Annotated in this window: 23 protein-coding genes; 1 reads left to right on the top strand and 22 read right to left on the bottom strand. The window is 44.6% G+C overall.

Annotated features, from left to right (window positions below):
- Positions 1-65: 65 nt before the first annotated feature.
- The 18 genes from trxA to AAC978_RS07915 form a co-directional block, all read right to left on the bottom strand.
- Complete coding sequence (gene trxA, locus AAC978_RS08000) at positions 66-395, bottom strand: thioredoxin (protein WP_341547522.1); 330 nt, start codon at positions 393-395, stop codon at positions 66-68.
- Between the two features lie 56 nt (positions 396-451).
- Positions 452-730, bottom strand: coding sequence for a metal-sensitive transcriptional regulator (locus AAC978_RS07995; RefSeq protein ID WP_341547521.1), 279 nt, complete (start codon positions 728-730; stop codon positions 452-454).
- A gap of 127 nt (positions 731-857) precedes the next feature.
- Positions 858-2636, bottom strand: a complete 1779-nt coding sequence (aspS, locus tag AAC978_RS07990; RefSeq protein ID WP_341547520.1) for an aspartate--tRNA ligase — start codon at positions 2634-2636, stop codon at positions 858-860.
- Positions 2636-3910, bottom strand: a complete 1275-nt coding sequence (gene hisS, locus AAC978_RS07985; protein ID WP_341547519.1) for a histidine--tRNA ligase — start codon at positions 3908-3910, stop codon at positions 2636-2638. The genes aspS and hisS overlap by 1 nt, the downstream gene beginning before the upstream one ends.
- Positions 3911-4735: 825 nt before the next feature.
- On the bottom strand, positions 4736-5944 hold the full coding sequence (locus AAC978_RS07980; RefSeq protein WP_341547518.1) for an EAL and HDOD domain-containing protein: 1209 nt from the start codon (positions 5942-5944) through the stop codon (positions 4736-4738).
- Between the two features lie 120 nt (positions 5945-6064).
- Positions 6065-7906: a MutS family DNA mismatch repair protein gene (locus tag AAC978_RS07975; protein WP_341547517.1), complete on the bottom strand. Its 1842-nt coding sequence runs from the start codon at positions 7904-7906 to the stop codon at positions 6065-6067.
- A gap of 87 nt (positions 7907-7993) precedes the next feature.
- Positions 7994-8410 carry a VOC family protein gene (locus AAC978_RS07970; RefSeq protein ID WP_341547516.1) on the bottom strand — a complete coding sequence of 139 codons (417 nt, stop codon included), beginning with the start codon at positions 8408-8410 and terminating at the stop codon, positions 7994-7996.
- Between the two features lie 110 nt (positions 8411-8520).
- On the bottom strand, positions 8521-9834 hold the full coding sequence (locus tag AAC978_RS07965; protein ID WP_341547515.1) for a DUF4179 domain-containing protein: 1314 nt from the start codon (positions 9832-9834) through the stop codon (positions 8521-8523).
- A complete protein-coding gene (locus AAC978_RS07960) occupies positions 9831-10355 on the bottom strand; it encodes a sigma-70 family RNA polymerase sigma factor (protein ID WP_341547514.1) in 525 nt (174 codons plus the stop codon). Before AAC978_RS07960 ends, AAC978_RS07965 begins: the two co-directional genes overlap by 4 nt.
- A gap of 193 nt (positions 10356-10548) precedes the next feature.
- Positions 10549-10767 (bottom strand): helix-turn-helix domain-containing protein, encoded by a 219-nt coding sequence (locus AAC978_RS07955; RefSeq protein ID WP_341547513.1) that lies wholly within the window; start codon positions 10765-10767, stop codon positions 10549-10551.
- Between the two features lie 13 nt (positions 10768-10780).
- On the bottom strand, positions 10781-11398 hold the full coding sequence (locus AAC978_RS07950; protein ID WP_341547512.1) for a DUF2975 domain-containing protein: 618 nt from the start codon (positions 11396-11398) through the stop codon (positions 10781-10783).
- A gap of 426 nt (positions 11399-11824) precedes the next feature.
- A complete protein-coding gene (gene hemZ / locus AAC978_RS07945) occupies positions 11825-13450 on the bottom strand; it encodes a coproporphyrinogen dehydrogenase HemZ (protein ID WP_341547511.1) in 1626 nt (541 codons plus the stop codon).
- Positions 13447-14064, bottom strand: coding sequence for an MBL fold metallo-hydrolase (locus tag AAC978_RS07940; RefSeq protein ID WP_341547510.1), 618 nt, complete (start codon positions 14062-14064; stop codon positions 13447-13449). The genes hemZ and AAC978_RS07940 overlap by 4 nt, the downstream gene beginning before the upstream one ends.
- A gap of 12 nt (positions 14065-14076) precedes the next feature.
- Positions 14077-14526, bottom strand: coding sequence for a D-aminoacyl-tRNA deacylase (dtd, locus tag AAC978_RS07935; protein WP_341547509.1), 450 nt, complete (start codon positions 14524-14526; stop codon positions 14077-14079).
- A 1-nt stretch (position 14527) separates the two neighbouring features.
- Positions 14528-16717 carry a RelA/SpoT family protein gene (locus tag AAC978_RS07930; RefSeq protein ID WP_341547508.1) on the bottom strand — a complete coding sequence of 730 codons (2190 nt, stop codon included), beginning with the start codon at positions 16715-16717 and terminating at the stop codon, positions 14528-14530.
- 30 nt (positions 16718-16747) lie between these two features.
- Positions 16748-17269, bottom strand: coding sequence for an adenine phosphoribosyltransferase (locus tag AAC978_RS07925; RefSeq protein ID WP_341547507.1), 522 nt, complete (start codon positions 17267-17269; stop codon positions 16748-16750).
- A gap of 30 nt (positions 17270-17299) precedes the next feature.
- Complete coding sequence (gene recJ, locus AAC978_RS07920; RefSeq protein ID WP_341547506.1) at positions 17300-19714, bottom strand: single-stranded-DNA-specific exonuclease RecJ; 2415 nt, start codon at positions 19712-19714, stop codon at positions 17300-17302.
- A 94-nt stretch (positions 19715-19808) separates the two neighbouring features.
- The gene (locus tag AAC978_RS07915; protein WP_341547505.1) at positions 19809-20249 is read right to left on the bottom strand and encodes a hypothetical protein; all 441 of its coding nucleotides are present in this window, start codon (positions 20247-20249) and stop codon (positions 19809-19811) included.
- A gap of 163 nt (positions 20250-20412) precedes the next feature.
- Between AAC978_RS07915 and AAC978_RS07910 the strand changes: the two genes are divergently transcribed.
- Positions 20413-20703: a hypothetical protein gene (locus tag AAC978_RS07910; protein WP_341547504.1), complete on the top strand. Its 291-nt coding sequence runs from the start codon at positions 20413-20415 to the stop codon at positions 20701-20703.
- A gap of 292 nt (positions 20704-20995) precedes the next feature.
- Here the strand turns inward: AAC978_RS07910 and AAC978_RS07905 are convergent, their stop codons facing one another.
- The 4 genes from AAC978_RS07905 to ilvB form a co-directional block, all read right to left on the bottom strand.
- Positions 20996-21148, bottom strand: a complete 153-nt coding sequence (locus AAC978_RS07905) for a hypothetical protein (protein ID WP_341547503.1) — start codon at positions 21146-21148, stop codon at positions 20996-20998.
- Positions 21149-21586: 438 nt separating this feature from the next.
- Entirely contained in the window at positions 21587-22603 is a 1017-nt protein-coding gene (locus AAC978_RS07900) for a polysaccharide deacetylase family protein (protein ID WP_341547502.1), read from the bottom strand.
- Between the two features lie 188 nt (positions 22604-22791).
- Positions 22792-23286, bottom strand: a complete 495-nt coding sequence (gene ilvN, locus AAC978_RS07895; protein ID WP_341547501.1) for an acetolactate synthase small subunit — start codon at positions 23284-23286, stop codon at positions 22792-22794.
- Between the two features lie 6 nt (positions 23287-23292).
- A complete protein-coding gene (gene ilvB, locus AAC978_RS07890) occupies positions 23293-24984 on the bottom strand; it encodes a biosynthetic-type acetolactate synthase large subunit (protein WP_341547500.1) in 1692 nt (563 codons plus the stop codon).
- Positions 24985-25099: the final 115 nt, after the last annotated feature.

The following is a 25099-nucleotide window of genomic DNA, read 5'->3' as shown; positions in this document are numbered from 1 at the left end:
GACTCTCCCTTGATCTTGACTTAATGGGACTCCGTGTCACGATCTAGCGCCGTATGGCGCTTTAATTATGCGTGTTTTTCTAGCATTTTTACTAAGTCAGCTTTTCCACGGAAACCGACGGATTGTTCAACAAGCTCTCCGTTTTTGAAAATCGCTAAGGTTGGGATGCTCATGACCTTATATTGTCCTGCAACTGCCGGTTGCTCATCCACATTTACCTTGCCAATGATTACTTTTCCCAGATATTCATTGGCTAATTCTTCAATGACTGGGGCAACCATGCGACAGGGACCACACCAAGCCGCCCAAAAGTCAACTAAGACGGGTTTATCAGCTCCCAAAACATCCGAACTCCAATTTTCTGCTGTAAAGGTTTTTACATTTTCTCCTGCCATAAAATGTCCCTCCTCGAAATTTGTTTGATTACACAGGGATTGTATAGAATTAATGGTTACTTCATAAATTTCGCTAAGACGGAAACAAGTTCATCGACTGATTCGTCCTGGCGATTTTCTTCCACGGCCCTTATCAGACACTCCCGTGAATGACTTTCGACAATTAGTACACCGACTTTATTGATGGCCGCACGCACAGCTGCGATTTGGATTAAAATATCTACACAATATTTATCCTGATCCACCATTCGTTGTAGTCCTTTGACTTGTCCTTCAATTTTCTTCAATCGTCGCATAACGTCTTCTTTGGGCGCATTATCCGAATTTACCTGCACTACACGTTCCCCTCCTAAATACCCATAGGGGGTACCAACGATTCTATTATAATAAGAATCATTACCCATGTCAAAGTTTTTTCAATTAATAATTCAGATGGAGTTCATCACTAAATCTGATGCCTTATTATTTTGCTTTACTCGGCAGAATATCCGTCTTTATGTGCAATTCTTTCAATTGCTTGGCATCCACTGAAGATGGCGCCTGGATCATGAGGTCAGATGCACTTTGGGTCTTAGGGAAAGCGATGACATCGCGGATATTATCCTTGCCGGTCAAGAGCATGGTCAAGCGGTCTAAGCCAAAGGCAATTCCGCCATGGGGTGGCGTTCCATATTCGAAGGCGTCTAGCAAGTAACCGAATTTAGCTTTGGCTTCTTCAGGAGACAGTCCTAAGAGCTCAAACATCTGCTCTTGGACATCTCTTTGATGAATCCGGATACTTCCTCCACCCAGTTCGATGCCGTTCAAGACCATATCATAGGCCTTGGCTCTCGCTTTACCGGGCTCAGTCTTTAAGAGAGCTATATCCTCTGTCATGGGCGCAGTAAAGGGGTGATGGATAGCCACAAAGCGCTTTTCCTCTTCATCCCACTCGAGAAGGGGGAATTCAGTAACCCAGAGGAAATTCAAAGCGTCTTCAGCGATGAGCCCCAAACGTTTACCTAATTCCAATCTTAGGTGACCCAAGGCATCGGCAACCACATTCTCTTGATCGGCTACAAAGAAGAGAATATCCCCTGTCTCTCCTTTTAGCTTAGCGATTAAGTCCTTAAGCTGTTCTTCAGTAAAGAATTTAGCGATGGGGGATTTGATACCCTCTTCGCCTAAGACGATATAGGCCAGTCCCTTAGCTCCATAAATGCTCACGTATTGGACCAAACCATCCAGTTCCCGGCGTGGCATACTCGCACAGCCTTTAGCGCAGATACCTTTTACGCGCCCACCCTTGGTGAGTGTGTCTGTAAAGACCTTAAAGTTGGAGTCCTTAACGCACTCGGCTACGTCCACCATTTCCATACCAAAACGGATATCGGGTTTGTCGGAGCCATACAGTTCCATGGCATCCTTGTAAGTCATCCGTGGGAAAGGACGAGGAACTTCTCGGCCTGTGGTCTCTTTAAAAATGCGAACCATAAGTTCTTCCATCATGGGCAAGATGTCTTCTACTTCGACAAAGGACATCTCCACGTCCAGCTGAGTGAATTCCGGTTGGCGATCCGCCCGTAAATCTTCATCGCGGAAGCAACGAGCGATCTGGAAGTACTTCTCCATACCCGAAACCATCAGAAGCTGCTTGAAAATCTGGGGAGATTGGGGCAAGGCGTAGAATTCCCCAGGGTGAACCCGACTGGGCACCAGATAATCTCTAGCTCCTTCTGGGGAAGATTTTATCAGCACAGGCGTTTCAATCTCATAGAAGCCTTGGCTATCGAAGAAGTTCCGCATGATTTGGGTCACTCGATGGCGAATTTTGAAAACCTTTTGCATTTCTGGACGGCGCAGGTCTAAGTAGCGATACTTAAGACGCACCATCTCATCTACATCCACATCATCCTGAATATAGAAAGGAGGAGTTTTCGCTCCATTTAATATCTCCAGTGATTCTGCGACAACTTCGATTTCCCCTGTCTCTAGATTGGGGTTGGCTGAACCCTCGGGACGTAAGCGGACTTTGCCACGGATGGATACTACATATTCTGAACGGATACGTTCCGCCGCTGAGAATTCAGGCATATCGGGATTGAATACAACTTGGACAAAGCCAGAACGGTCCCGGAGATCCACAAAGATGACACCTCCATGGTCCCGACGGCGTTGTACCCAGCCTAAAAGATGAATTACCTCTCCTGCATGGCTTCGTCTTAGGCTTCCTGCTTCTGTTCGATCGGATAATAAGGTCATTAGTTTCCATCCTCCTTGTATTGCTTCAACACTTGCTCTTCAAAGTCCTTAAGGGAGAGCTCTTCCTGTTCTCCTAGTTTGAGATCGCGTAAAATAATGATTCCTTTGTTGATTTCCTCTTCCCCCAGAATAGCTGCATATTTGGCTTGAACTCGGTCCGCGGCCTTCAGCTGAGCCTTGAGACTTCGGCCTAGAAGGTCAATGCTTACAGGCAGTCCTTTTTTCCGTAAGCGACTGATGATGGCAAAGCCTTCACTTTGAGCTTTTTCCCCCAGGGCCACAAGCATTAAAAATTCTTTGGCATCCTCATCCTCATGCTCTTTTGAGAGCTTCAGGGCAGCGAGGACTCGCTCCATCCCCATGGCGAAACCTATCCCAGGTGTTTGAGGTCCACCAACTTCTTGAACCAGCCCGTCATAGCGGCCACCGCCGCAGATAGCGCTTTGAGCACCAATATCTTCTACCAGAACTTCAAACGCGGTCTTACGATAATAATCCAGACCTCTGACAAGGCGGGGATTCACCTTATAGACAACCTCTGCTGCCGTCAGCAAACTTTTCAGTTCCGCGAAGTGTCCTGCACAGTCCTCACACAGGACATCCAAAGTAGTTGGAGCTCCCTGGGTAATTTCCTGACAGGTCGGGTTCTTGCAATCCAAGATCCTCAGAGGATTCTTTTCAAAGCGAGACTGACAATCTTTACAAAGCTCTTCTTTGTGTGGTTCAAGAAATTCTTGGAGCTTCTGCTTGTGCTCAGGACGACAGGTTGGGCACCCGACAGAGTTCACATGAACCTCAAGGCCCTTCAAGCCCAGTCTACTGTAGAGATCCCACACCAGAGTGATGACTTCCGCGTCCACCATGGGCTTGTCTGCTCCCAAGACTTCCACGCCAAACTGATGGAACTGCCGGAATCGACCCGATTGAGGCCGTTCATAGCGAAACATGGGGCCGATATAGTAGAGCTTAACAGGTTGGGGCCCGCCATAGAGTTTGTTCTCCACATAAGCCCGACAGACAGAGGCTGTTCCCTCTGGACGTAGGGTGATCGAACGGTCTCCTTTATCGAGGAAGGTGTACATTTCTTTATTGACTATATCTGTAGTTTCCCCAACTCCCCGCTGAAACAGCTCTGTAGCTTCAAACATCGGAGTACGGATTTCTTGGTATCCATATTCCTTACAGATCTTGCGTATTTGCTCTTCAAGTCCTTGCCATTGTTCCACAACTCCGGGCAGTAAATCTTGAGTCCCTTTCGGACGCTGAATGGCCATAATGCATACTCCTTCCTAAAATAAACTAATATCTTAACAGATCCTTCTATCCATTAATAGATCCTTCAGTCAGTCATTCTTCCCTCAGGATGATACAAATAAAAAAGCCCCCTCCCTTGCCAATAAGCAAGGGACGAGAGCTCCCGTGGTGCCACCCTTATTGACGGACTCAAAGAATCCGCCCACTTTGCGGTCTATAACGAGACCAAACGCCGTCATTTCTGTTCTTGGGGTGTCCTCCTAAGCGTCTCCCAGGCTAGTTTCAGTCCAGGCTAGCCTTCCCTGCAGAGAGAATAATGCACAGTCTCTTCCCAAGAATTAATTCAGAAAATCGAGTTCTTATTATACTTTGAATCAAAAAAGCTCAAAATATGTAAAAGTGTTATATTACAATATCTTAACGAGTGAAAACTAATTTGTCAATGTGCCAAATACAGTTTTAATGCCAATTACAGTTTGCCCCCCAAAAATATCCTTCAATCACTCTTTCGCCAAGGATGACACTGCATAGTGAAGAATCTTGAATCGATAATCGGGGATGCGCGGTCGGAGCGGCGTAAAAGTCTGACAGGCAACAAAAAGTGCCCCCTATCAAAAGTCTTACATGTTTAGCCTGATTCAGGGAAAACTAAAAAAGACTAAGAAGGGAGGTTACTCATCATGTCAGACAAACAAACAGACAAATCTCGTACTCATGCGCCTAATGCCGATGATAAAACTCAAAGCCCCAACAAATCAGATCGCTATATCGATAAAGCAACTAAAAAAAAGTAAGATCGGAGCACATCCGATCTTTTTCTTTAGGTCACTCATTTATATATATGCCTATTGATATATTTCATTGGCTTCCTGTAAAGCTTTTAAGTAATACTGAGGAACGAATTCTTCATCAATCTTAAACTCACTAATGAATCGATTCACTACAGGCCAGTTTCCTTGCTCATAAGCTATGATCAAATCCAGTAAATTACGAAATCTACTGGGTCGTCCTAAAAGGGCATCCTTAACTGATTCTTCCATAGGCAGATCCTTAAGAATTTCTGGAAGGGGACGGTCGAGACATGCGTCGATTAAGGAAAAGAGCCCCAATAAGAAAGCATTTGAACCCTGACCTATAAGACCGACCTTCGGTGCTAGCTTTTCTAAGAAACTTGCTCTCACATAGGATTGAATGGCTAGTGCATCAGGTTTTCCGGCTGTGATATCACCCATCACGATGACGGATGCCCACTTTTTAACTTCTTTAGGCCCTAATAAAACCAAGGCTTGCTTAATCGAGGAAATCTTGGATTGGAAGCCAAAGGCTGAGGAGTTGATGAACTTTAATAATTTATACGCAAGAGAGACGTCTCCTTTGATAATTCTTTCGAGTTCTTCTACCTCAAGATAAAGAGAGTTGACTCTCTGCAATAATCTAAGATAGTTCATCTTGCTTGAAGAAATATCTTTGCTCTGGACAATACTTGGTTTGCTGAAAAAATAGCCTTGAAATAAGCCATAGCCGATAGTTCTTGCTACTTCATATTCTTCAAGTGTCTCGACTTTCTCAGCTAGAAACTGGATATTTAATTCACGAAGACGTCGAATTAAGGCCTGAAGCTCCATTCGTTCAGTTGCCTGAAAATCCACTTTAATAATATTTGCAAGCTCGATTAAAGAACGATAGTCCGGTCGAAAAATAAAATCATCCAGAGCTAATTTGTACCCCTGGGCTTTTAGATGCTTACAGGCTGCTACAATTTCCGGATCAGGGTCTACAGTTTCAAGAATTTCAATAACAACTTGGTTCTTAGGAAGTAAGGTCGCCATTCCTTCTTTAAGCAAATTGGCGGTAAAATTAATAAAGGCTGGCTTACCCATCGTAAGCCTGTTGATATCCATAAGAAAAAAGCTACTGGAGATAACCGAACTCGTAGCTAAATCTTCGTTGGCATTTTTGAAATAATTGTCCATGCCTTCTCTAAATAAAAGCTCATAGGCAAAAATTTTCCCCTGCGGATTAAGAATTGGCTGGCGGGCTACAAACACATCCATTCGTGTTCCTCCAATTCGTACAGACCACGTCTGCATCCTTTACCTTTATTATAAACTTTTTATTACTTTTTCTTTATTAATATTCTTAATAAAAGAAAAAAACCCTTTCTTCGTCAAAAGTTAATTTTCCTTAACTTCTATGCCCGCTAATCGAATTAAGTAGAGGGCATTGCGAGTGGTAGATATTCCCTCCCGAAGCTTATAGTCAAAGAATATCTCATTGTCCTGATAATGCTCGCGGAAGTGGTAATTTTTGATTCTACTGTTACTTTGCTTCTCGAGGTCACCCAGTTCCAAATCGTGAGTGGATACAAGTCCCATAGCCCCATCGTTTTGCAGTTGTTGAATCAGAGCAATGGCCCCCTGATGGCGATCGTGGGAGTTGGTCCCTTTAAAAATCTCATCCAGCAGAAAGAATACGGATTTTTCCTTTTTCGCAGCCTCCACAATCTCCTTGATTCTAAGAATTTCGGCATAGAAAGAGGATATACTTTGCTCTAGATTATCGCTAACCCGCATACACGTCCAGAGTTGGAAAATTGAGCAACGGAAGTACTCTGCACAGACAGGAGCACCTGTATAGGCTAGAAGTAAGTTCGTGCCAACAGTGCGCAAGAAGGTGCTTTTTCCCGACATATTGGATCCAGTAATCAACACAATACCTGCGGGTTCCTGAAGGGTAAAGTCATTAGCTACCCGTTTAACGGTAAGCAAAGGATGGCCTAGCTTGCGGGAAGACAACCCCTGCCAGTCATGGTTCCCGGTCTTTTCCGTATCACTGCTTTCCACAATTTCGGGCATGACCCAATGAGGATTTTCGAAGGAAATATTAGCGAGGCTTGCTAATGCTTCCATCTCAGCGATAACCTCTAACCAGGTCTTCAGCAATTTGCCCGACTTGCTTTTCCATTCTTCAAGAGCAATCATACAATGATAGTCCCAGAGGGTAAGAATATTGATAGCTATAAACATAGCATTATCGCGATTAGAGATGCGCTCGACAAGCTTAGATAACTTCTGAATTTGGAGGTGTGCAGAATACCCTTCTTTATCGCGTAAAAGACTCTGCAGTCTATTTAGCTCTTCAGAATGAAATTTCTTCTTTTCCACCTGACTCAACATTTCGGAGTAGGTCTTCAGGCTTGCTTCGTGCTTATAGACCATCGATAGAACTTTTGAACGCTCTTTACCATACAGTTGGAGCAGGAGGATTTGGGTACCAATTAGCAAGGCCACGACTTGCCAAGGGATCCATCCTCCATAAAGGTAAAAAGCAGTCAAGACGCAGGTGATCGTCGGTAGCACGGTCACTCCTAGCTTGAGATTAGGCTGCAGATAACCCTCTTCTCTTTCCTCTGCCCACTGAATAAAGGCTTCGGTAGCTTGGAATTGATCGGATACAACCGCTCCTTCCGCTTCAAACCGTTGACGCCATCCTATAGCTTCGCCTAATTCAGTGATTGCTGCTTGCCGCTTAGCAATTTCCCCATGACTACGCTGAGAGTTTTTAAGAGTACCGCTCAAGGCCTTTCTGCCCAAAGGAGAACGGGCTGAATTAATCCATTGGAAAATGGAAGCCTGACCAAAGAGATCAAGATCAGAAGCATAGGGATGCTTGTCATCCTTGAAATCTGCTCCTGTATCGTTAAAATTCACCCACTCACCTGTGAGGCGTTTCAGACCCTTTTGATTAATATCAGCGAGAATCTCTGCAAATCGTAATTGGGCACGAACCTGACGATGTTGGGATGCAAGATATAGGAAAAAACCAAGGGTAAGAACCCCCATTAATATACCCAAGGCGCTGCTTACCGTTAGATAGAGAAAAACAGCAAAAGTAAAGCCCACTAGGGATGAGAATAACCGGTAATTGCTTAACTGATTCGCTGTTCGCGTATGTTTAACACTTAATCTTTCATAGGCTTGTTTTCTTTTTTCGTAGATTTGTTCCGGAGCGCTCACACTATACCTCCTGCAGGTTAATGGTGTAATTATACCATAATTTAGAAAGAAAAGATCATCCCTCCAATTCGGGATGATCTTTTGCCTTTATTTCTTGCAATGAAGCTGCCAATGGACACCAAACTTATCTGTGAATTTCGCATAGAGAGGGCTGAAAAAAGTTTTCTGTAGATCCATTTCTACCGTTCCCCCTTGGGATAAGTCAGCGAAGGCCTTGCGGATCTCTTCTTCTGAAGAAAACTCTACGGCAAAAGAGATTGCATTTCCTTGGGTGAAAGGTGCGCCGGGAAAATTATCAGCACAACGGATAATATGGCCATCCTTTCTTAGCTCAGCATGAAGGACTCGATTTTTCATCTCCTCACTGACAGGGAAATTCGGGTTGGGCGGTGCATCTCCATAGCGAAGTATTTGGGTCTCGCCACCCAAGGCAGACTGATAGAACTTCACGGCTTCCTCACAATCGCCATTAAATGTAATATAAGGAATTAACCAATCGCTCACGATTAAAACTTCCTTTCCGGCATATCTGATGCTTCCCCTGAAAGAGACATCCGATAAGATTCTTATTCCATAGTATATCTCAAAACGAGCTACTCTACATTCTTTTTATTTTAATCGAGCGGAATATTGATTACTTCATTATAGTCCTTCATATAGGTCATTGATTTAATATCCAATTCAAGTTCCTCCCCCACTCCCTGGAAGCGCAAAGTTCTCTGATGCTTGATGATTCCATCGGGGCCTTTATCATATTGATCATCTATGGTTTCTTCTAGCACAATCTGCTTCCCATCAGCTATGAGATAGACCTTGGTTAAAACTACGCTTTCTTCACTGGTTAGGGTGATTAGAGTCTCCCGTTCCTTTACTACGATTTCGTTAATCTCTACATTCTGCCCTGAAATATCTAGGGTTTGATTCTCTTGGCTAGTTTGAAGCCGAAATTTTTGATTCACGTCATGATCTGCACCAAAGCTTACCAGTTCAAGCTTTAAGTCATTCAAAGGGGCAGGTAGCGCATTAAAATTGCTGTGGAAGGTGATCCCTTGCAGATCAGTGCTCATTCCACCACCCTGTTTCTCTACTTCGATACCATTGGCTATTAACCTGAAGGATAAATCATGCGGTCTAAAGCGCTCCCCACTTACCGTATCTAGCACTAAAGCGATGATGCCCTGAGCCGATCCTCTAATGACCGTCTGGGTAGGCGAAGCTAGGATGGACTCAACCGTAATATTCGTTTCATCCACTTTAATCACTTGATTCAGCTCTTTCTTTAGGGTGTGTCCCATGGCTCTATTTCTATCCAGAATAAAAGTGATTTCAGCAGGAGTACTTATACCATGGTCACCTAGGGCAAAATTAAAAGTCAGTTTTTTTGCCATGGGAGGCGGGGGTTCAAAGCTGGCAATGTTTTTTACCTCAGATTCTTCGTCGTTGAATAAGCCTTGGGAGCTTTGAAGCTGGCTCTCTCCCCAAAATCCCTTTAGAGATATAAAAGGTGATAGTGCATCATTTACCTTCCCGGCAGGATCCTTTACTGTGTAGAAAAGAAGGAGTTGGTTTTCATCCAGCATCACATAATCGACTGTTAAGGACACCCCATTGGCAAACGTATGACTTTTACCGATTAGCTGACCTTTACCCAAATTATTCAGCTCCCTTAGAGTTCCATCCATCACTTGATCATAACCAAAGAGCTGTTTTCCATAGGAAGCAATAGCATCATAATTAAAGCTAACGAGCAGGACAAAGACTAGGGCCACAGCAATCCTGAGTTGCCTAGTATAACGTTGATAAAAAGGCAGGGGCTTTTGCTCCGCTTTTTCCAGGGCACTGCGCAGCCTTATTTCCAGTTCATCGGGCACTTGAATGCGGTCCATCTGGGCCTTGCTAGCTTCGAACATTTCCTCTATATCCTTCATCCCTGCTCCACCTCCATCCTTTGCTTAAGCGTTTGTAGTCCATTGTGTATTCGTGATTTCACAGTACCCAGAGGAATTTCCAACAGGTTAGCGATCGATTGATAATCCAGATCGAGAAGGAATCGCAGCCTTAGAACCTCCTGATAGTGTGGCTTCAACTTATCCAGATGAGCTTCAAAGACTATTTGCTCTTCATGCACACTCATTGGTTCCTCATAGGATTCTTCCGGTAGCTCTTGGATTAAAATGAGTTTATTTCTTTTCCGCAAGTTCTGCTTACAGCAATTAATTAAAATTGTTTTACTCCAGCTAAAGAAGGCCTCAGCTTCTTTGAGGATCTTAATATTTTCAAACACCTTAAGAATCATATCTTCCATGGCATCTAGAGCATCTTCTTGGTTCTTCATATAAACATAAGCCAAGCGGTAATAATCTTGCTTTTGGCTCATAATCAGCTGGACCAAAGCTTCTTTATCGCCGTTCTGGGCTAGTATAACTTTGTCTAAAACCTCTTGTTCCACTCTGTCACCTCTCTCTGCTATAGATAAGAGTATTTAACCTCGCAAAAAGTTCGCACAATACATATGAAAAACAACCACTACCCGAAAATCAGTTTTGGGCAGGGGTTGTAAAGTTCTTTATTATGAGAGCTTACACTTATTATGCCATATATAACCATATAGTTAAAGCTTGTATATCTAGCGGTCTCCTAGTTTATTCTTCATTATCTATATTTACGAACTCCAATATATCACCAGGTTGACAATCAAGGGTTCTACATATTGCTTCAAGTGTAGAAAAGCGAATAGCTTTCACTTTTCCCGTCTTTAGGTTCGAAAGATTTACGTTAGAAATACCGATACTTTCTGCTAATTCATTGAGTTTCATTTTTCTCTCTACTAAAACTCGATCTAATCTGATTATGATTGCCAAGTGAAACACATCCTTATAAAGTTGTGTCGAATTCATTTTGTAGAAAGACACCATATCGGAATATATCCGCGATTAAGAGAACTATCAATCCGATGATTACTCCAGGTAAAAAATCAAAGCTTACATTAAAAGCAAATATCTTTGTCACTAATGCACAGAGAAGGGTGGCTAACATATCTGATGCAAGTGTATAGATTATTATCGAATACGCCAGTCGCTTTAAGCTCTTAGCGTTATTCATGTCAAAAGGCGTTTCATCATTGCTCATGATCGATGTTGCTATATTTTCCACTTGCCTAATCCCATATAAGATGAGGCCAAAACTCAATAGAAATGAGAATAAATAAGCTATTAATGCATACTTAGCACTAAACATACTGCTATCTAAAGGTTGAATAATCTTAAACGGCACAGACATATAGAAATTCGAACTTTCATTGACGGCAAACGTTAGCGACCAGTCGATAGTACCTTTCACTGCGGCGAATCGCTCCGGTGAAGCAAAAATTAAAAACAACAATCCCAGCAAACCTGCTATAAGCACTACCGCTCCAATGAGAAATGCTATCGTGACAAACATATGAATTAACCCGGCTCTGGCTTTGATTCTTAATAGATCATCTTTTCGCATAGTATCCCCTCCCTATTTAAAGTATGCGGATACGATATTCGTTTGTCAATATGAAATTAACGTTTATCGTTAAATATAGCTCGATCATTTTCTATGGCGTCTCCTTAAATCCTTAATTGAAAGGTGAGAAGCCATTTTGTAAACTGAGATGCAGTCTTTGTAACCGACAACTGAATATTTGTAAACGAAACGCAGTTTTTGTATCTGAAATGCCTGCTTTGAAAACCAAACCTTAATTGAATGGCAAAAAGCCATTTTCTCAACCGAGATTCAGCCTTTGTAACCGACAACTGAATATTTGTAAACGAAACGCAGTTTTTTGCACCTAAAATGTTATTTAAAAGACAAAGGCTTAGGAGGACATAACTATACCCCCTAAGCCTTGCATATCGAATAAGCTGTGCACATACCTTCATGTTAAATAAACTAATTTCGAACTTGATTCCATGCCTCTTCTCTTCGCCCTTGCATCTCTTGCCATCGATGCAAATAAGCCTGCCAATCGGAGGGATGATGGATATTGATCAAGGAAAAATCTTTGGGATTGATTATCTTACTGGAAGCACCCGCTCCTAGACCGATGACCGTTTGCTGTTCTTCCATAATGCCGATATTATAACGACATTCTAACCCGGGCTTGGCAAAGCCGATATTCTCCAGATTCCCGGCGATATACTTTTGGCGATAAAGATAATAGGGTAGCATGCCCATGGAACGCGCGCTGGTCATCACCACTTGCTGGATAGTCTCTAACTCACCGCCCAAATTTTGAGTTGAGCCTTGTTCGCGCTCCTTCGAACCCCGTTTAATGGATAAAGCGTGAACGGTCAGATTATCGGGGCCCAACAGCTTAATCTGCCCAAGGGTTTCTTTGATATCTTTCACCCCTTCGCCGGGTAGCCCCATAATCAGGTCCATATTGATAACCCAGCCCGGTATTTCGCGCGCAAGCTGATAGACCTTAAGGATATCGTCCACAGTATGGGCACGACCAATCCGCTGGAGGGTCCGGTCATGCATGGTTTGAGGATTGATGCTCAGGCGATTGACACCGCACTCCCGGAGAGCCAGAAGCTTCTCCTGGGAAAGGGTATCCGGGCGACCTGCTTCGACTGTCAGTTCTACTACACCTTCCGTGGGGACAGCCTTCCGCACTAAAGCGATGAGCGCACTAATCTCTGAGGTAGTAAGGATTGTCGGAGTACCTCCTCCTAGGTAGATGGAATCTGCCACGAGGCCACTAGCGCTCATCCAAGCTCCGGTGGTGCGGATCTCTTCCCCTAATCCTTGAAGATAACGCTCAAGAGTCTCCCGACCTTGCTTCAAGGAGTAGGCAGGAAAAGAGCAATAGGAACAGCGTGTAGGGCAGAAGGGTATCCCCACATAAATTGCTACATGGTTGAGGTGGGTTCTCATAAAGTTAAGGTAGGGTTGTTGAAGTGAGACTACTTTTTGGAGCAGTTGAGCTTTATCCTCACGAACTCCATATACTTCCCTTAATGATCTATTACTTTCCTCAGCAGTATATCCTGCATCTTGCAAACGATGAAGAATCTTGCTGGGGCGAATACCGGTGAGAATCCCCCAAGGAGGAGTATGGCCTGCCACCTGAGGAAGAAGAGCTAGGAGCCCTCTTTTTAACAAGAGCTTGCGCAGACTTTCCTTTCCCACATAGGGATGGGCTAACAAAGCTTTCACTTCATCCTCATCAACCTCGAAGGCAGCTTCCTTAACGTCAGCTTCCTTTATGTCCTCTGCTGTTTCATGATGGGCCTCCTGTAGGCTAAAATATCCTTCAATTCGCGAAGGGGTTTCGGGATAATGAATATCTATATGTACTATCCCGATCTCGTCATGTGCTACAGCAGTAGTATCACTCTGGTTGAGGTCGACATCCTTGGGATCTTTTTCTATTGGCTTCCCATCTTCACCCTTGTCTGTACTTTCCTCTTCAAGCTCCACTTGCGCATGGGGAAAAAAAGCACGGCTTAAGGAAAGACCCGCTGCCAGTTCGGAGCGGGATAAGGTGTTGCTTTTTAAGATGATCTTCATTGTAAAAACGGGTTATCCCGTTTTTCCCTCCCAATCGTGGTTTCCGGACCATGGCCCGGATACACCATGGTATCATCAGGTAAAATGAGCAATTTCTCCTCTATAGAGTTAATTAACTCTTCCATGGATCCCCCAGGAAAGTCAGCCCGACCGACTGAGCCATCGAAAAGGGTATCTCCACTTAACAGACCCTCGGCAGTCAAAAAGCATACCCCGCCAAGGGAATGGCCAGGTGTAGCAATGACAGTGAGGCTCAGTTTTCCAACTTGAAGCACTTGGCCCTCTTCCAGAAAGAAATCTGCCGGCTTATATTCGAAGGACTTGCCCAACATACGCGACAAATTATGAGCTCCACTGGTGAGCATGACAGCATCCTCGTGATGAATGCCTGCCTTTGCTTGATATTGCTCACGCAGGTCATCTACGGCTCCGATGTGGTCAAAATGGCCATGGGTTAACAAGATATATTCCACCTGGACCCCTTTGTCGGCAATCCACTTTTTAAGTCCATCACTATTTGCTCCTGGGTCAATGATGGCAGCCTTTTTGGTTTCCGGGCAGCTGACTAAATAACAGTTCGCTCCCATTGGACCTACGGCACGGCATTCAATCACTATCGATCCCCCCTAAAAATTCTTCTCGCTATCTAAAAGCATTGTTACGGGTCCATCATTGACCAACTCTACCTTCATCTCTGCTTGAAAGATTCCCGTGGCCACCTGAATTCCATACCCTCGTAATTTATCCACAGCCTGATCAAATAAGACCTTCGCTACCTCTGGAGGGGCTGCGCTTGAAAAGCTGGGGCGTCTACCCTTACGGCAATCACCATAGAGTGTAAATTGGGAAACCATGAGGATTTCACCGCCCACATCCGAAATCGAGCGATTCATTTTCCCATCCTCATCCTCAAAGATCCTCAGACCGACGATCTTATCGACCAGCCATTCCAGATCTGACTCCTGGTCGCTCTGTCCCACCCCGAAAAAAATCAGCAATCCGGCGCTAATTTTGCCGACGACCTCTCCATCAACGGTTACGGAGGCCTGGGTCACTCGCTGAACTACACTACGCAAATTAGCGCCCCCCTAAATGCACCCGCTCCACAGAGCTAATATCTTTGATTCGTCGAATCTTCTGTATGACATTATACAAATGCCCCAGATTGCGAATCTCGATACTCAGTTGGATATGGGTAATTTTATCTTTACCGACACGGGCATTAATCGCTAAAATACTGGTTCGTGTCTCTAAAACCGCATTCATCACATCCGTTACTAACCGCGGTCTATCCAAGGCGAAGATCTCCAAATCTACCGGATAGATAGACTCGACGTCCGTATCCCAAATCACTTCGACCATCCGGGCTTGTTCCTCCGGAGAATGATGTTTGATATTATCACATTCTCGTCGATGAATGGAGACTCCTCTGCCCCGAGTGATGTAACCCACGATATCATCCCCGGGCAAAGGGTTACAACAACGGGAAAAACGGACCAAAATATTGTCGACCCCTTTAACTCGTACTCCCTGACTAGCTTTACCATAGCTACTGGAATCCCGGGCCGATTTGCCATCTCCCTGTTGCAGGGCTTCCAATTGTATCCTTTCCCGTTCTTCCTTAGTAAAATCCTCCCGCAAGCGCATGAGGACCTTATTGATCGTAATCGCGCCATCTCCCATAGCGGCGTAGAGATCATCTAAATTCGTGATATTATAGGATTTGGCAATCTTGAGAAGTACTTCCGGGCGGAGAGCCTGAGTGGGGTCAAGACCAAGCTTGCGTACTTCGCGTTCAATTCCTTCGCGTCCACGCACCACATTCTCTTCCCGTTTTTCTTTCTTAAACCAGCCCCGAATCCGGTTTTTTGCTTGGGAGGTCTTGACAAAGGACAGCCAATCCCTACTCGGTCCATTGCTCTGCTTTGAGGTGAGAATCTCAACAATATCGCCATTAGTTAGCTTGGTCTCCAAGGGAACAATCCGGCTATTAATCTTAGCACCTACGCAGCGATGCCCAACATCCGTATGAACCCGATAAGCAAAATCCACCGGACAGGATCCTGCCGGGAGCTCGACCACATCCCCTTTTGGGGTAAATACAAACACCGTATCGGCAAAGAGGTCAATCTTCAGGGACTCCATAAATTCGCCGGCATCCCGTGAATCATGCTGCCACTCAAGAAGCTGCCGTAACCAGGAAAGCTTTTGTTCAAAATTCCCGCCTGTGGGTCTGCCTGGGCCCTCTTTGTATTTCCAGTGTGCAGCAATACCATATTCAGCAGTACGATGCATTTCCCAAGTTCTGATTTGGATTTCAAAGGGTTCGCCATGTGCCCCCACCAAGGTGGTGTGGAGCGATTGATACATGTTAGGTTTAGGCATGGCAATATAATCCTTAAACCGACCCGGCAAAGGTTTCCATAACGTATGAATAATTCCTAAAGCTCCATAACAATCATTGACAGAATCGACGATAACCCTAACGGCTGTTAAATCATAAATCTCACTTAATTCTTTATGTTGATTGATCATTTTGCGATAAATACTATAAAAATGTTTAGGACGCCCAGATATATCCGCCCGAATCCCTACCTCTGACAAACGGCTACGCAGCTGAGTAATAACCTCATTGATCTGGACCTCCCGTTCGGCTCGTTTTAAAGCGATTCCTTCGGATAAGTCATAGTACTCTTGGGGTTTCAGGTAGCGGAAGGATAAATCCTCCAGCTCCCATTTGATTCTAAATATACCTAGGCGATTAGCCAGTGGGGCAAAGATTTCTATGGTCTCTTGAGCAATCTCTTTCTGTTTCTTCTCAGAATGGTATTTTAACGTACGCATATTGTGCAGGCGATCCGCTAATTTGATCAAGATAACCCGTATATCCTTAGCCATGGCTAGGAACATCTTACGAAGGTTCTCGACTTGAAGCTCTTCCTTACTCTTATACTCGATTCGTCCTAATTTTGTGACCCCATCCACCAATAAGGCCACTTGGGAGCCAAACTCCTTTTCGATATCCTCTACAGAATACTTGGTGTCCTCCACCACATCATGGAGGAAAGCCGCTGCAATCGTTGCCTCATCCAATTCTAGTTCCAATAAAATCTTGGCCACTTCCAGAGGATGCTGAATATATTCTTCTCCAGAATTGCGAAGCTGCCCACGGTGTGCTTCTTCAGCAAAGGAATAAGCCTTCTCAATAAGCTTAATCCCTTCCGGAGATGCTTTATGTAATTTTTCCATGAGCTCGCCTATCGACATCACACTGCTCCTCTCTTGTGCCCCTTCTTCTTAATAATTCAGCAAGGAAAAAATATCATAGCCTTGCAATTTTTTACGGCCTTCCAGAAAACCAAGTTCGATTAAGAAACCCATGCTGACGACTTGAGCTCCTGTCTTTTCGATCAGGCGGGCAGTAGCTGATGTCGTCCCGCCGGTTGCTAGTAAATCATCCACAATAGCCACCCTTTGTCCTGCCCTTAGGGCATCTGCATGAACTTCTAAGGTATCACAACCATATTCGAGTTCATAGGTTTCGCTGACCGTTTGGCCGGGGAGTTTTCCCGGCTTACGCACGGGTACAAAGCCAATTCCTAAGGCATAGGCTACTGGAGCTCCCAACAAAAAACCGCGTGCTTCCGGTCCCACAATGAGATCCGGTTGATATCCTTTTACTTGCTCAACGATGGCATCAATAGCTGCCCGATAAGCTTCTCCATCCTTTAAAAGGGTCGTGATATCTTTAAAGGAAATACCAGGTTTGGGAAAATCCTCAATAACGCGAATATACTGGTCAAAATCCACTATTTTCACACCTTTCCTTTTCCTTAGCTGTATTGTGACTCAGTTGCGTTGGCCCTTATCTAGCTTTTGCCTAAATTCAGGCCAAGCTAATGTTCTATAGTCTACACTAAAGGCCTTCGCATCCTCCCAGCATCTTTTAGCAGTACGAAAACGCAATGACGACTCTAAATTCAGCTTTTGCGTTGCAGGTATCCATTCCAAATCCACTTTTTGATCTTTATAACGTAAGCAGCGCAGTAAACCTAGCTCTTCAAATACTTTCAAGGCCGCTCGAGCTTGCCAGAGGGGCAGATCTTGCATCTGCCAAGAAAACGGATTTTTCTTAATAGCCAAATCATATAACACTCTGTAGATTTGGACAAGGTTTTCTCTGGATAAATAATCCGTACGCTTTTGCAGCAGGTCATCATCGACGCTACTTTGGGCAAAAATGCATCCCTGGATCTCCTGTCCACCTTGCTGAGAAATACACTCGTAGACCTCTTGCCAGGATGAGGGGACCCCTAGAACCATCACCCAACGGGCTTCTGGACTCTTCTCTCGCCAATAAGGGCTTATCCCCGTACTATCCCAAATATTGACTGGTTTTTCCCATCCTTCAAGGGCTTGCATCCATTCTTCCCGATTTTTCTCTCGCCAATCCAAAACTTCAAGGTCCTGAGCAAGTACCTTTTCCCCAAGATTCTCGGCAGATCCTACGGCAATTTCTTGAAGAGCCCTTTGCTGTTGATCATTTTCATACCAAGTCGCCTTGGGCAAAATATCTTTTATCATCAATTGAATGCACTGTACGCCCCGGAACGTATTCCATTCCAAGCCAAAAGCAACGTCCACTGTTGGGGAATTGATAATCTTCGCTATTTCCTCCCCTTTACGGAAGGCAATACCTTCCCATTCTCCATGGGGACCAAAGCTGCATTTTAGATGAGCCTGGTCTTTGCCCACTGTGTCTGCCTGATACAGTGTATAATCCTCGCCGGCGAGCACCGGGTTAGGGTTGCCAAAGCCAAAGGGCGCAAGATGTTCCAGTTCACGTAGCAATGAGGCATCTATGGCTTCCAAGGGGAGGCTTTGATCCACACGAAGGCGTTCATAAAACAATTCTTCCGGCAACTTCTCTGCCGAACGATTCAGGGCCTCACGTAGCAAGGGTATATTTTCCCTCTTTAGTGAAAAACCAGCGGCTTGACTATGTCCACCAAACTTCTCAAGAAGTTGTTCTTGATCTCTAAGTTCATCCAGAACGTGATAGCCACCGATTCCGCGGGCTGAGCCTTTGCCCAACTCTTCCTCCTCGGAAATAATAAAAACAGGTCGATAATAGCGTTCAACTAAGCGTGAAGCGACGATACCTATTACTCCATGATGCCAGTTCTCCGCCGCTAACACGATAACCCGAGGGACAGGGGACTTTTCTAAAATCTCTATTGCCTCAGCGACAATTTCCTTTTCCGTGTCTTGACGCAGGGAGTTTTCACGACTTAAGAACCTTGCTAATTCTTGGGCTCGCTCTTCATGCCCAGTAAGCAGCAGCTCCAGTCCAGCACGGGCACTATCCATGCGCCCAGCGGCATTGATTCGTGGGGCGACCATAAAGGCTATTTGCCCAGCCTTCAGTGGTTTATTCCACAACCCGCACTCTTCAAGTAGAGTCTGTAAACCCAGATGGATCGTATGTTCCATCTGGCGTAAGCCATAGGCTACAATAATCCTGTTCTCTCCCACTAAGGGGACAAGGTCCGCAATCGTTCCTAACGCTACTAAATCCATAACTTCAAGGACTGCGTATGCATCCGTTTCACCCAGTTGTAATGACTCCAACAAGGCCTGTGCTAATTTAAAGGCCACTCCTACTCCCGCCAAATCGCGAAAGGGATACCCAGAGTCCGGGATTTTCGGATTGAGGGTCGCATAAGCCCCTGGCAAAATAGCGGGGGGTTCATGATGGTCGGTAAGTATGATGTCTATTCCTAAGGTCTTGGCATAATCGACCTCTTCCACCGCGGTAATGCCACAATCCACAGTAATAATTACCTTTACGTCGGCTTGTGAAGCTTTTAATATAGCTTCCTTATGTAAGCCATAGCCTTCATCCATGCGACTGGGAATATAAGCAACAGCTTTTAGGCCGCAATTCGTTAACACCTTATAGAGCAAGGTTGTGCTGGTTACCCCGTCCACATCATAATCTCCATAGATGAGGACCTTCTCCTCCCCGCTCCGCGCGCGCTCTAAACGTTCGACGGCCTGAGCCATCTCGCGAAAAGCGAAGGGGGAGTGGAGGTTCAGCAAGGAAGGTCTCAAAAATTCGAGTATCTGCTCCTCTGTCTCAATTCCACGTTGCTTCAATATATCTGTAACTACAGCGGATATTCCTAAACGTTGGGAGATTGTATGGTTCCCCTCATTAGTCCTTGGCAGGGGTTGTGGCCTTGTCCATATCTTTTTCGTCATACTCTACCTCCATAGGCACCATTATACCTTATCTGTTCCGCTCTGTGCACGCACCCATGGAGGACAAATTGACCTTTTTTGACATGATCGATTTTTAGATAAGGATATTACCAACAACGATACACAATATTCCCATCACTGCACGCCAGAGAACGGGCGAGAATCCCCAAGCCACTTCCTTAAATTTTATCTTAGGAATTAAGCCGACACCTACAACCAGCGCCCAGGCCAGGATAGCCAGTAGTGGCGTGATAAAAGCTCCAAAAACAACAAGGCTAGCAATACCCCCCGCTAAACCAGCTACAATATTGCTTTGCCCCGCCTTTTCGACGAAATAGAGTAGAATCCCTATACTTATTCCGACTCCACCTAAAAAGAGGATTTCCCACAACCAAAAATCAGTAGGATGTGTATACCAAAGGATTCCACTCATAATAAGTGTCGCTACTAATGCTCCTCTAATTCCGCCTATGAAAATCATAGTTGCCGCCAACAACAGCAGCCATTCCAAGAAGACTAGAATTACAAAAGCCAAAGCCCATCCCCCTTTCAACACACATCATGATCTAGTATTTCCTGTAGCAGTCCAAATAAACCAAATTAAAACCCACAATCCATTAATTGTCAAATACCATCCTATTGCATAGTATATATTGGGAATGAGAAAAACTATTTATACAAAGGAGGAATTGTACTATGTGGGGTTGGGGTTTCCCCTGGTGGGGCTTTGGATTTGGTTTTCCTTGGTTTGGGATACGATATCGTCGTCGTTGGTGGTGGTAATCTTTCTTCGATTCTATCTCTTCTGTAAGCAGCCTCATTATATGTATTTCCATCTGAACCGTTGGCTCGTTCCAACGGTTTTTATTATTCATGCAATTTTCACGGCATTCATCAAGGAGTTTCCCTCCGATCATCGCGAAGAAAATAAAAAGGCCCTCTCAATCGAGAAGGCCCGTCGGAGAAGCTTAGTTGAAGATTACTCCTAAAGCTAGCAGAATCAAAATTGCAATTGCGATAATCCCTGCACCAATACTGCTTCCTACACGACAATAGCCACCATAACCGTACATGAAGCCACCCCCAGAACTATTTATTTTCTACCAAGCACAGTTTAGAATACTATTCCCATGGCGATGAGCAATAAGATGATTACAACAACGATAGCGATTCCGGCGCCCCAATTAGTTCCATGCATAGTATTACCCTCCTTAAATTTCACCCTTGAACTTAAGGGATACTAATTATCTATATTTTGGTAATCCGTTAAAGTGTTCTTGTTTAGTTGAAGATGACTCCTAAGGCGATAAGAATCAAGACAGCGATAGAGATAATTCCGACGCCAACACCCCAACCTACACCTTGACCACAGCATTGTCCATAACCTGCACCTGCTCCAAAACCGGGTGTTCCTCCAAAACCTAAACCGTACATAAAGTACCCTCCTTTTATTTCAATAATTTAAATTAGAATACAATACCCATTGCAATCAATAAGAGAATGATGACTACAACTACAGCGATGCCTTGTAGATAGTTAGGACCGCATCCACCTGCTCCAAATGCCATTTTATTTTCCTCCTTTCGGATTGGTAATATCTGGTTATGTTACAAGATATGACCATTGTAAAAAATTGTGAGATGTCCACCGATATTATTGGTCATTTTTCCTCACCACCAAGCTAAGGTCATTACGAAGTATAAATTAATAAAACTCATCTTAACTAGGTCAGCACCGCTCTCGCATTTGTTGACTTTAAAGCTCACATCCAAGGAAGTGAAAAAATAAGCCTGTCCCAGATTAGACAACGTTGTCTATTCTGGGACAGGCTTTTATCAACTCTCAGGATACCGCCTACGAGATAAGTGCGTACTAATAGTTAGGATTTTCAATTCTTCTTTTCAATTCAGCCAAGCCCATATTTGCATAGCAATAAATCCTCTGGAGGCGGAAAGGGTCCTCTTCAACCGCCCATCCCCGTTCAATGGTTAGCCCCATTGTATACCCGGCTTCTTTAGACTGTTCAATAATTGTCGGATTATTGATTCCATATGGATAAGCAAAGAAGTTGACCGCCGTGCCAAGGAGATCTTCGAGAATCTTTTTTGAACTTGAGAGCTCTTCCTTGATCTGCTCAGTAGAAATGCTATTCAAATAGGGATGGCTTTTGGTATGGCTTCCTATCTGCCAACCGGCTTGACTCATTTCCAGTAGTTGTTCCCGCTTTAGATATCCTGCGCCATCGATCCAGTCGGTTACCATAAAGATCGTGCCATGATAACCGAACTTATCTGCGATAGGAAAGGCGTGAGTATAATTATCTTCATAACCATCATCAAATGTGATAACAATGGGTTTTTCCGGTAAAACACCATCCTCGTAGAAATAATGATAAAGCTCATCTAAGCTGACGCTCTCATAGCCATTGTCATAAAGCAGCTGCATATGCGTTTCAAATTCTTGCGGAGGAATGCGCAACTCATTACCCGCCTCGTAGGCTATAGAGTGGTAATAAAGAACCGGAATGGCTTCAGCAATGACTGCTGCTGTAGGTTCTTCCAGAACTCCTTGTGGATCTGGGTCCTGTAGGGGAATCTCTGGGGTAATTATCTCGGAACTCGGTTTAGCTTCACGAGAGCTTGGACTATCTCCACTAGTGCTCAGGCTATCTTCGCTACTACCTAGGTTAGCGTTGTGATTTTCGGCCTCAACTTGGTTTGAAGTATTATTTTGTTCCGGTTTTAAAACCTCATTCACAACAGATTCTTGCGAAGAGTGGGGTGGATTACTTTGACCCAAAGAACATCCTGAAGTAATTAGTGCCGCCAGAAAAGAAAAGGCTAAGACTAAACAAAATACACCTTTTCTAACCCTTATTCTTGTACTCATATCTTCAGCTCCCTCAGAGGATATATCTTGCGTAAAATTAAGACAACCTTATATGCCTTTATATTCTCCGTGGTGGTTAATTCCCCCTGCAAAGGCAACATGCTCAACACGACAACTACATAGATAATAGCCTATAGCAAAAGCGGCGCACCCTCGAACCATAGCTTCGGGGTGCACCGCTTTTGGATTTATACATTTTTTGCTGGGATAGGTCCACGAGATAAAGCAACCTTTCCGGTTCGCACAATCTCGATAATCCCATAATCCTTAAGAACTTCACAGAGAGCATCAATCTTGGTTTCTTCCCCTGTTAATTCGATGACCATGGTTTCCCTATTCACATCGACGATCTTGGCCCGGAAGATATCCACGATATCCACGACATCCGAGCGGGTCTCGCTGCTGGCTTTAACCTTGATCATGGCTAATTCTCTCTGAATGGAATCCGTTTCTGTTAGATTCGTAATCTTAATAACATCGACGAGCTTGGAGAGTTGGTTAACCACCTGCTCCAACTCGAGCTCATCTGCTTGAACCACCACAGTAATGCGTGTCGTATCCGGTTCTTCCGTATAACCCGCAGCTATGCTTTCGATATTAAACGCCCTCCGGCTGATCAATCCCGAGATATGGGTTAATACCCCGGGGCGATTCTCAACCAATACGGCCAAAGTGTGTCTCATAATCTCTCACCCTCCCATAATCATTTGGTCAAGTCGTCCTCCTGCCGGAACCATTGGCAAAACATTTTCGTCCTCAGGAATTCGAACATCCACGACTACAGGTCCTTTGATCGCCAAAGCCTTTTGAATTGCCCCCTCAACCTCTTGGGGTTGGGTAACCCGCAGTCCCGTCACACCCATGGCTTCGGCGAGTTTCACAAAATCTGTATGACCTTTAAGGGTGGAATGAGAATAATGGCCATTGTAGAACATCCGTTGCCACTGAGCGACCATGCCCAGAACCTGATTATTGAGAATAAACACCTTGACCGGTAACTCTAAATCCGCTAAGGCCGATAATTCTTGACAGTTCATCATAAAACCACCATCACCGGTAAACAGCAAAATTTGGCGTCCGGGGCAACCCACCTGAGCACCTAAGGCCGCAGGTAGTCCATACCCCATGGTCCCCAGACCACCTGATGTGAGCAGGGTGCGGGGTTGTCTAAACTCATAGAATTGGCTTGCCCACATCTGATGCTGGCCAACATCAGTCACCACCACTGCATCACTGTCGGCATGTTGGCTGACGCTTTCAATCAGTTGTTGAGGCAATACGACCCCTTCACGTGGCGTATAGGTGAGTGGATTCATTTCCCGCCATTCATTAAGTTGTGCTTTCCACTCAGGGTTTAAGGCTTTCCAAGCATCGGCTGTGCGTTCTTTAACCTTCGTTAGCATAGCAGGGATAGACCACTTCAAATCTCCTACAACCCGTATATTGGCAATAATATTTTTATTGATTTCCGCCGGGTCGATATCAAAATGAATCACCTTGGCTTTGGAGGCAAAATCAGCGACCAAACCTGTGACCCGATCATCAAAGCGTACTCCCAGACCGATCAACAAATCCGCATGGGTGGTAGCCATATTAGCAGCATACGTCCCGTGCATGCCGACCATGCCGAAATTCTGGGGATGTCGATCCGGAATACACCCTAACCCCATCAGACTCGTAATGACAGGAATATTCGTATACTCCACAAATTCACTTAAGGCCGGTGAAATATCGGCGAGATTTACCCCTCCGCCCACAAAAACCAGCGGTCTTTGCGCCTTAGCTAGCTCCTCTGCCACTTGAGCAATCACCCGAGAGTCTCCCTCAAAGAGCGGTTTGTATCCTCTTAAATTAACCGTATCTGGGTAGTGAAAATCTATTTCTTTGGCAAAAACATCTTTGGCAATATCAATGAGCACCGGTCCAGGTCGACCTGTCCGGGCAATATGAAAAGCCTCTTTAAATACTCTCGCCAAATCATGAACGTCTTTAACCAGGTAGTTGTGCTTTGTGATCGGGGTGGTAATCCCGGTGACATCTGCTTCCTGAAATGAATCGCGGCCAATATAAGACACTGCCACCTGACCCGTGATTGCCACCATCGGAATCGAATCCATATAAGCTGTAGCAATACCCGTAATCAAATTCGTTGCTCCCGGTCCTGAAGTAGCAATACATACTCCTACTTTTCCAGTGGATCGTGCATATCCATCGGCAGCATGCACTGCACCTTGCTCATGTCGAGTAAGGATGTGAGGAAATTGGGTCTCATAAAGCGCATCATATAGCGTCAAGACCGCCCCTCCCGGATATCCAAATACGATATCCACATCTTCTTGCTTCAAGCATTCAATCACTGCTCGAGCTCCTGACATCCTCATACGCCCACTCCTCCTTTATATCTGTTTAGAATGTATTATAGTACAGGACCGCAAAAAATGCACCTATAATATTAAATAAATATTGAAAAATTATATTCTTATAAAAAATCATTAA

The organism is Desulfitobacterium sp. THU1, from assembly GCF_038181555.1.
Classification (GTDB): Bacteria; Bacillota; Desulfitobacteriia; order Desulfitobacteriales; family Desulfitobacteriaceae; genus Desulfitobacterium.
The sequence above is the reverse complement of the archived record's forward strand: the minus strand, read 5'-3'. Positions and strand labels throughout refer to the sequence as shown.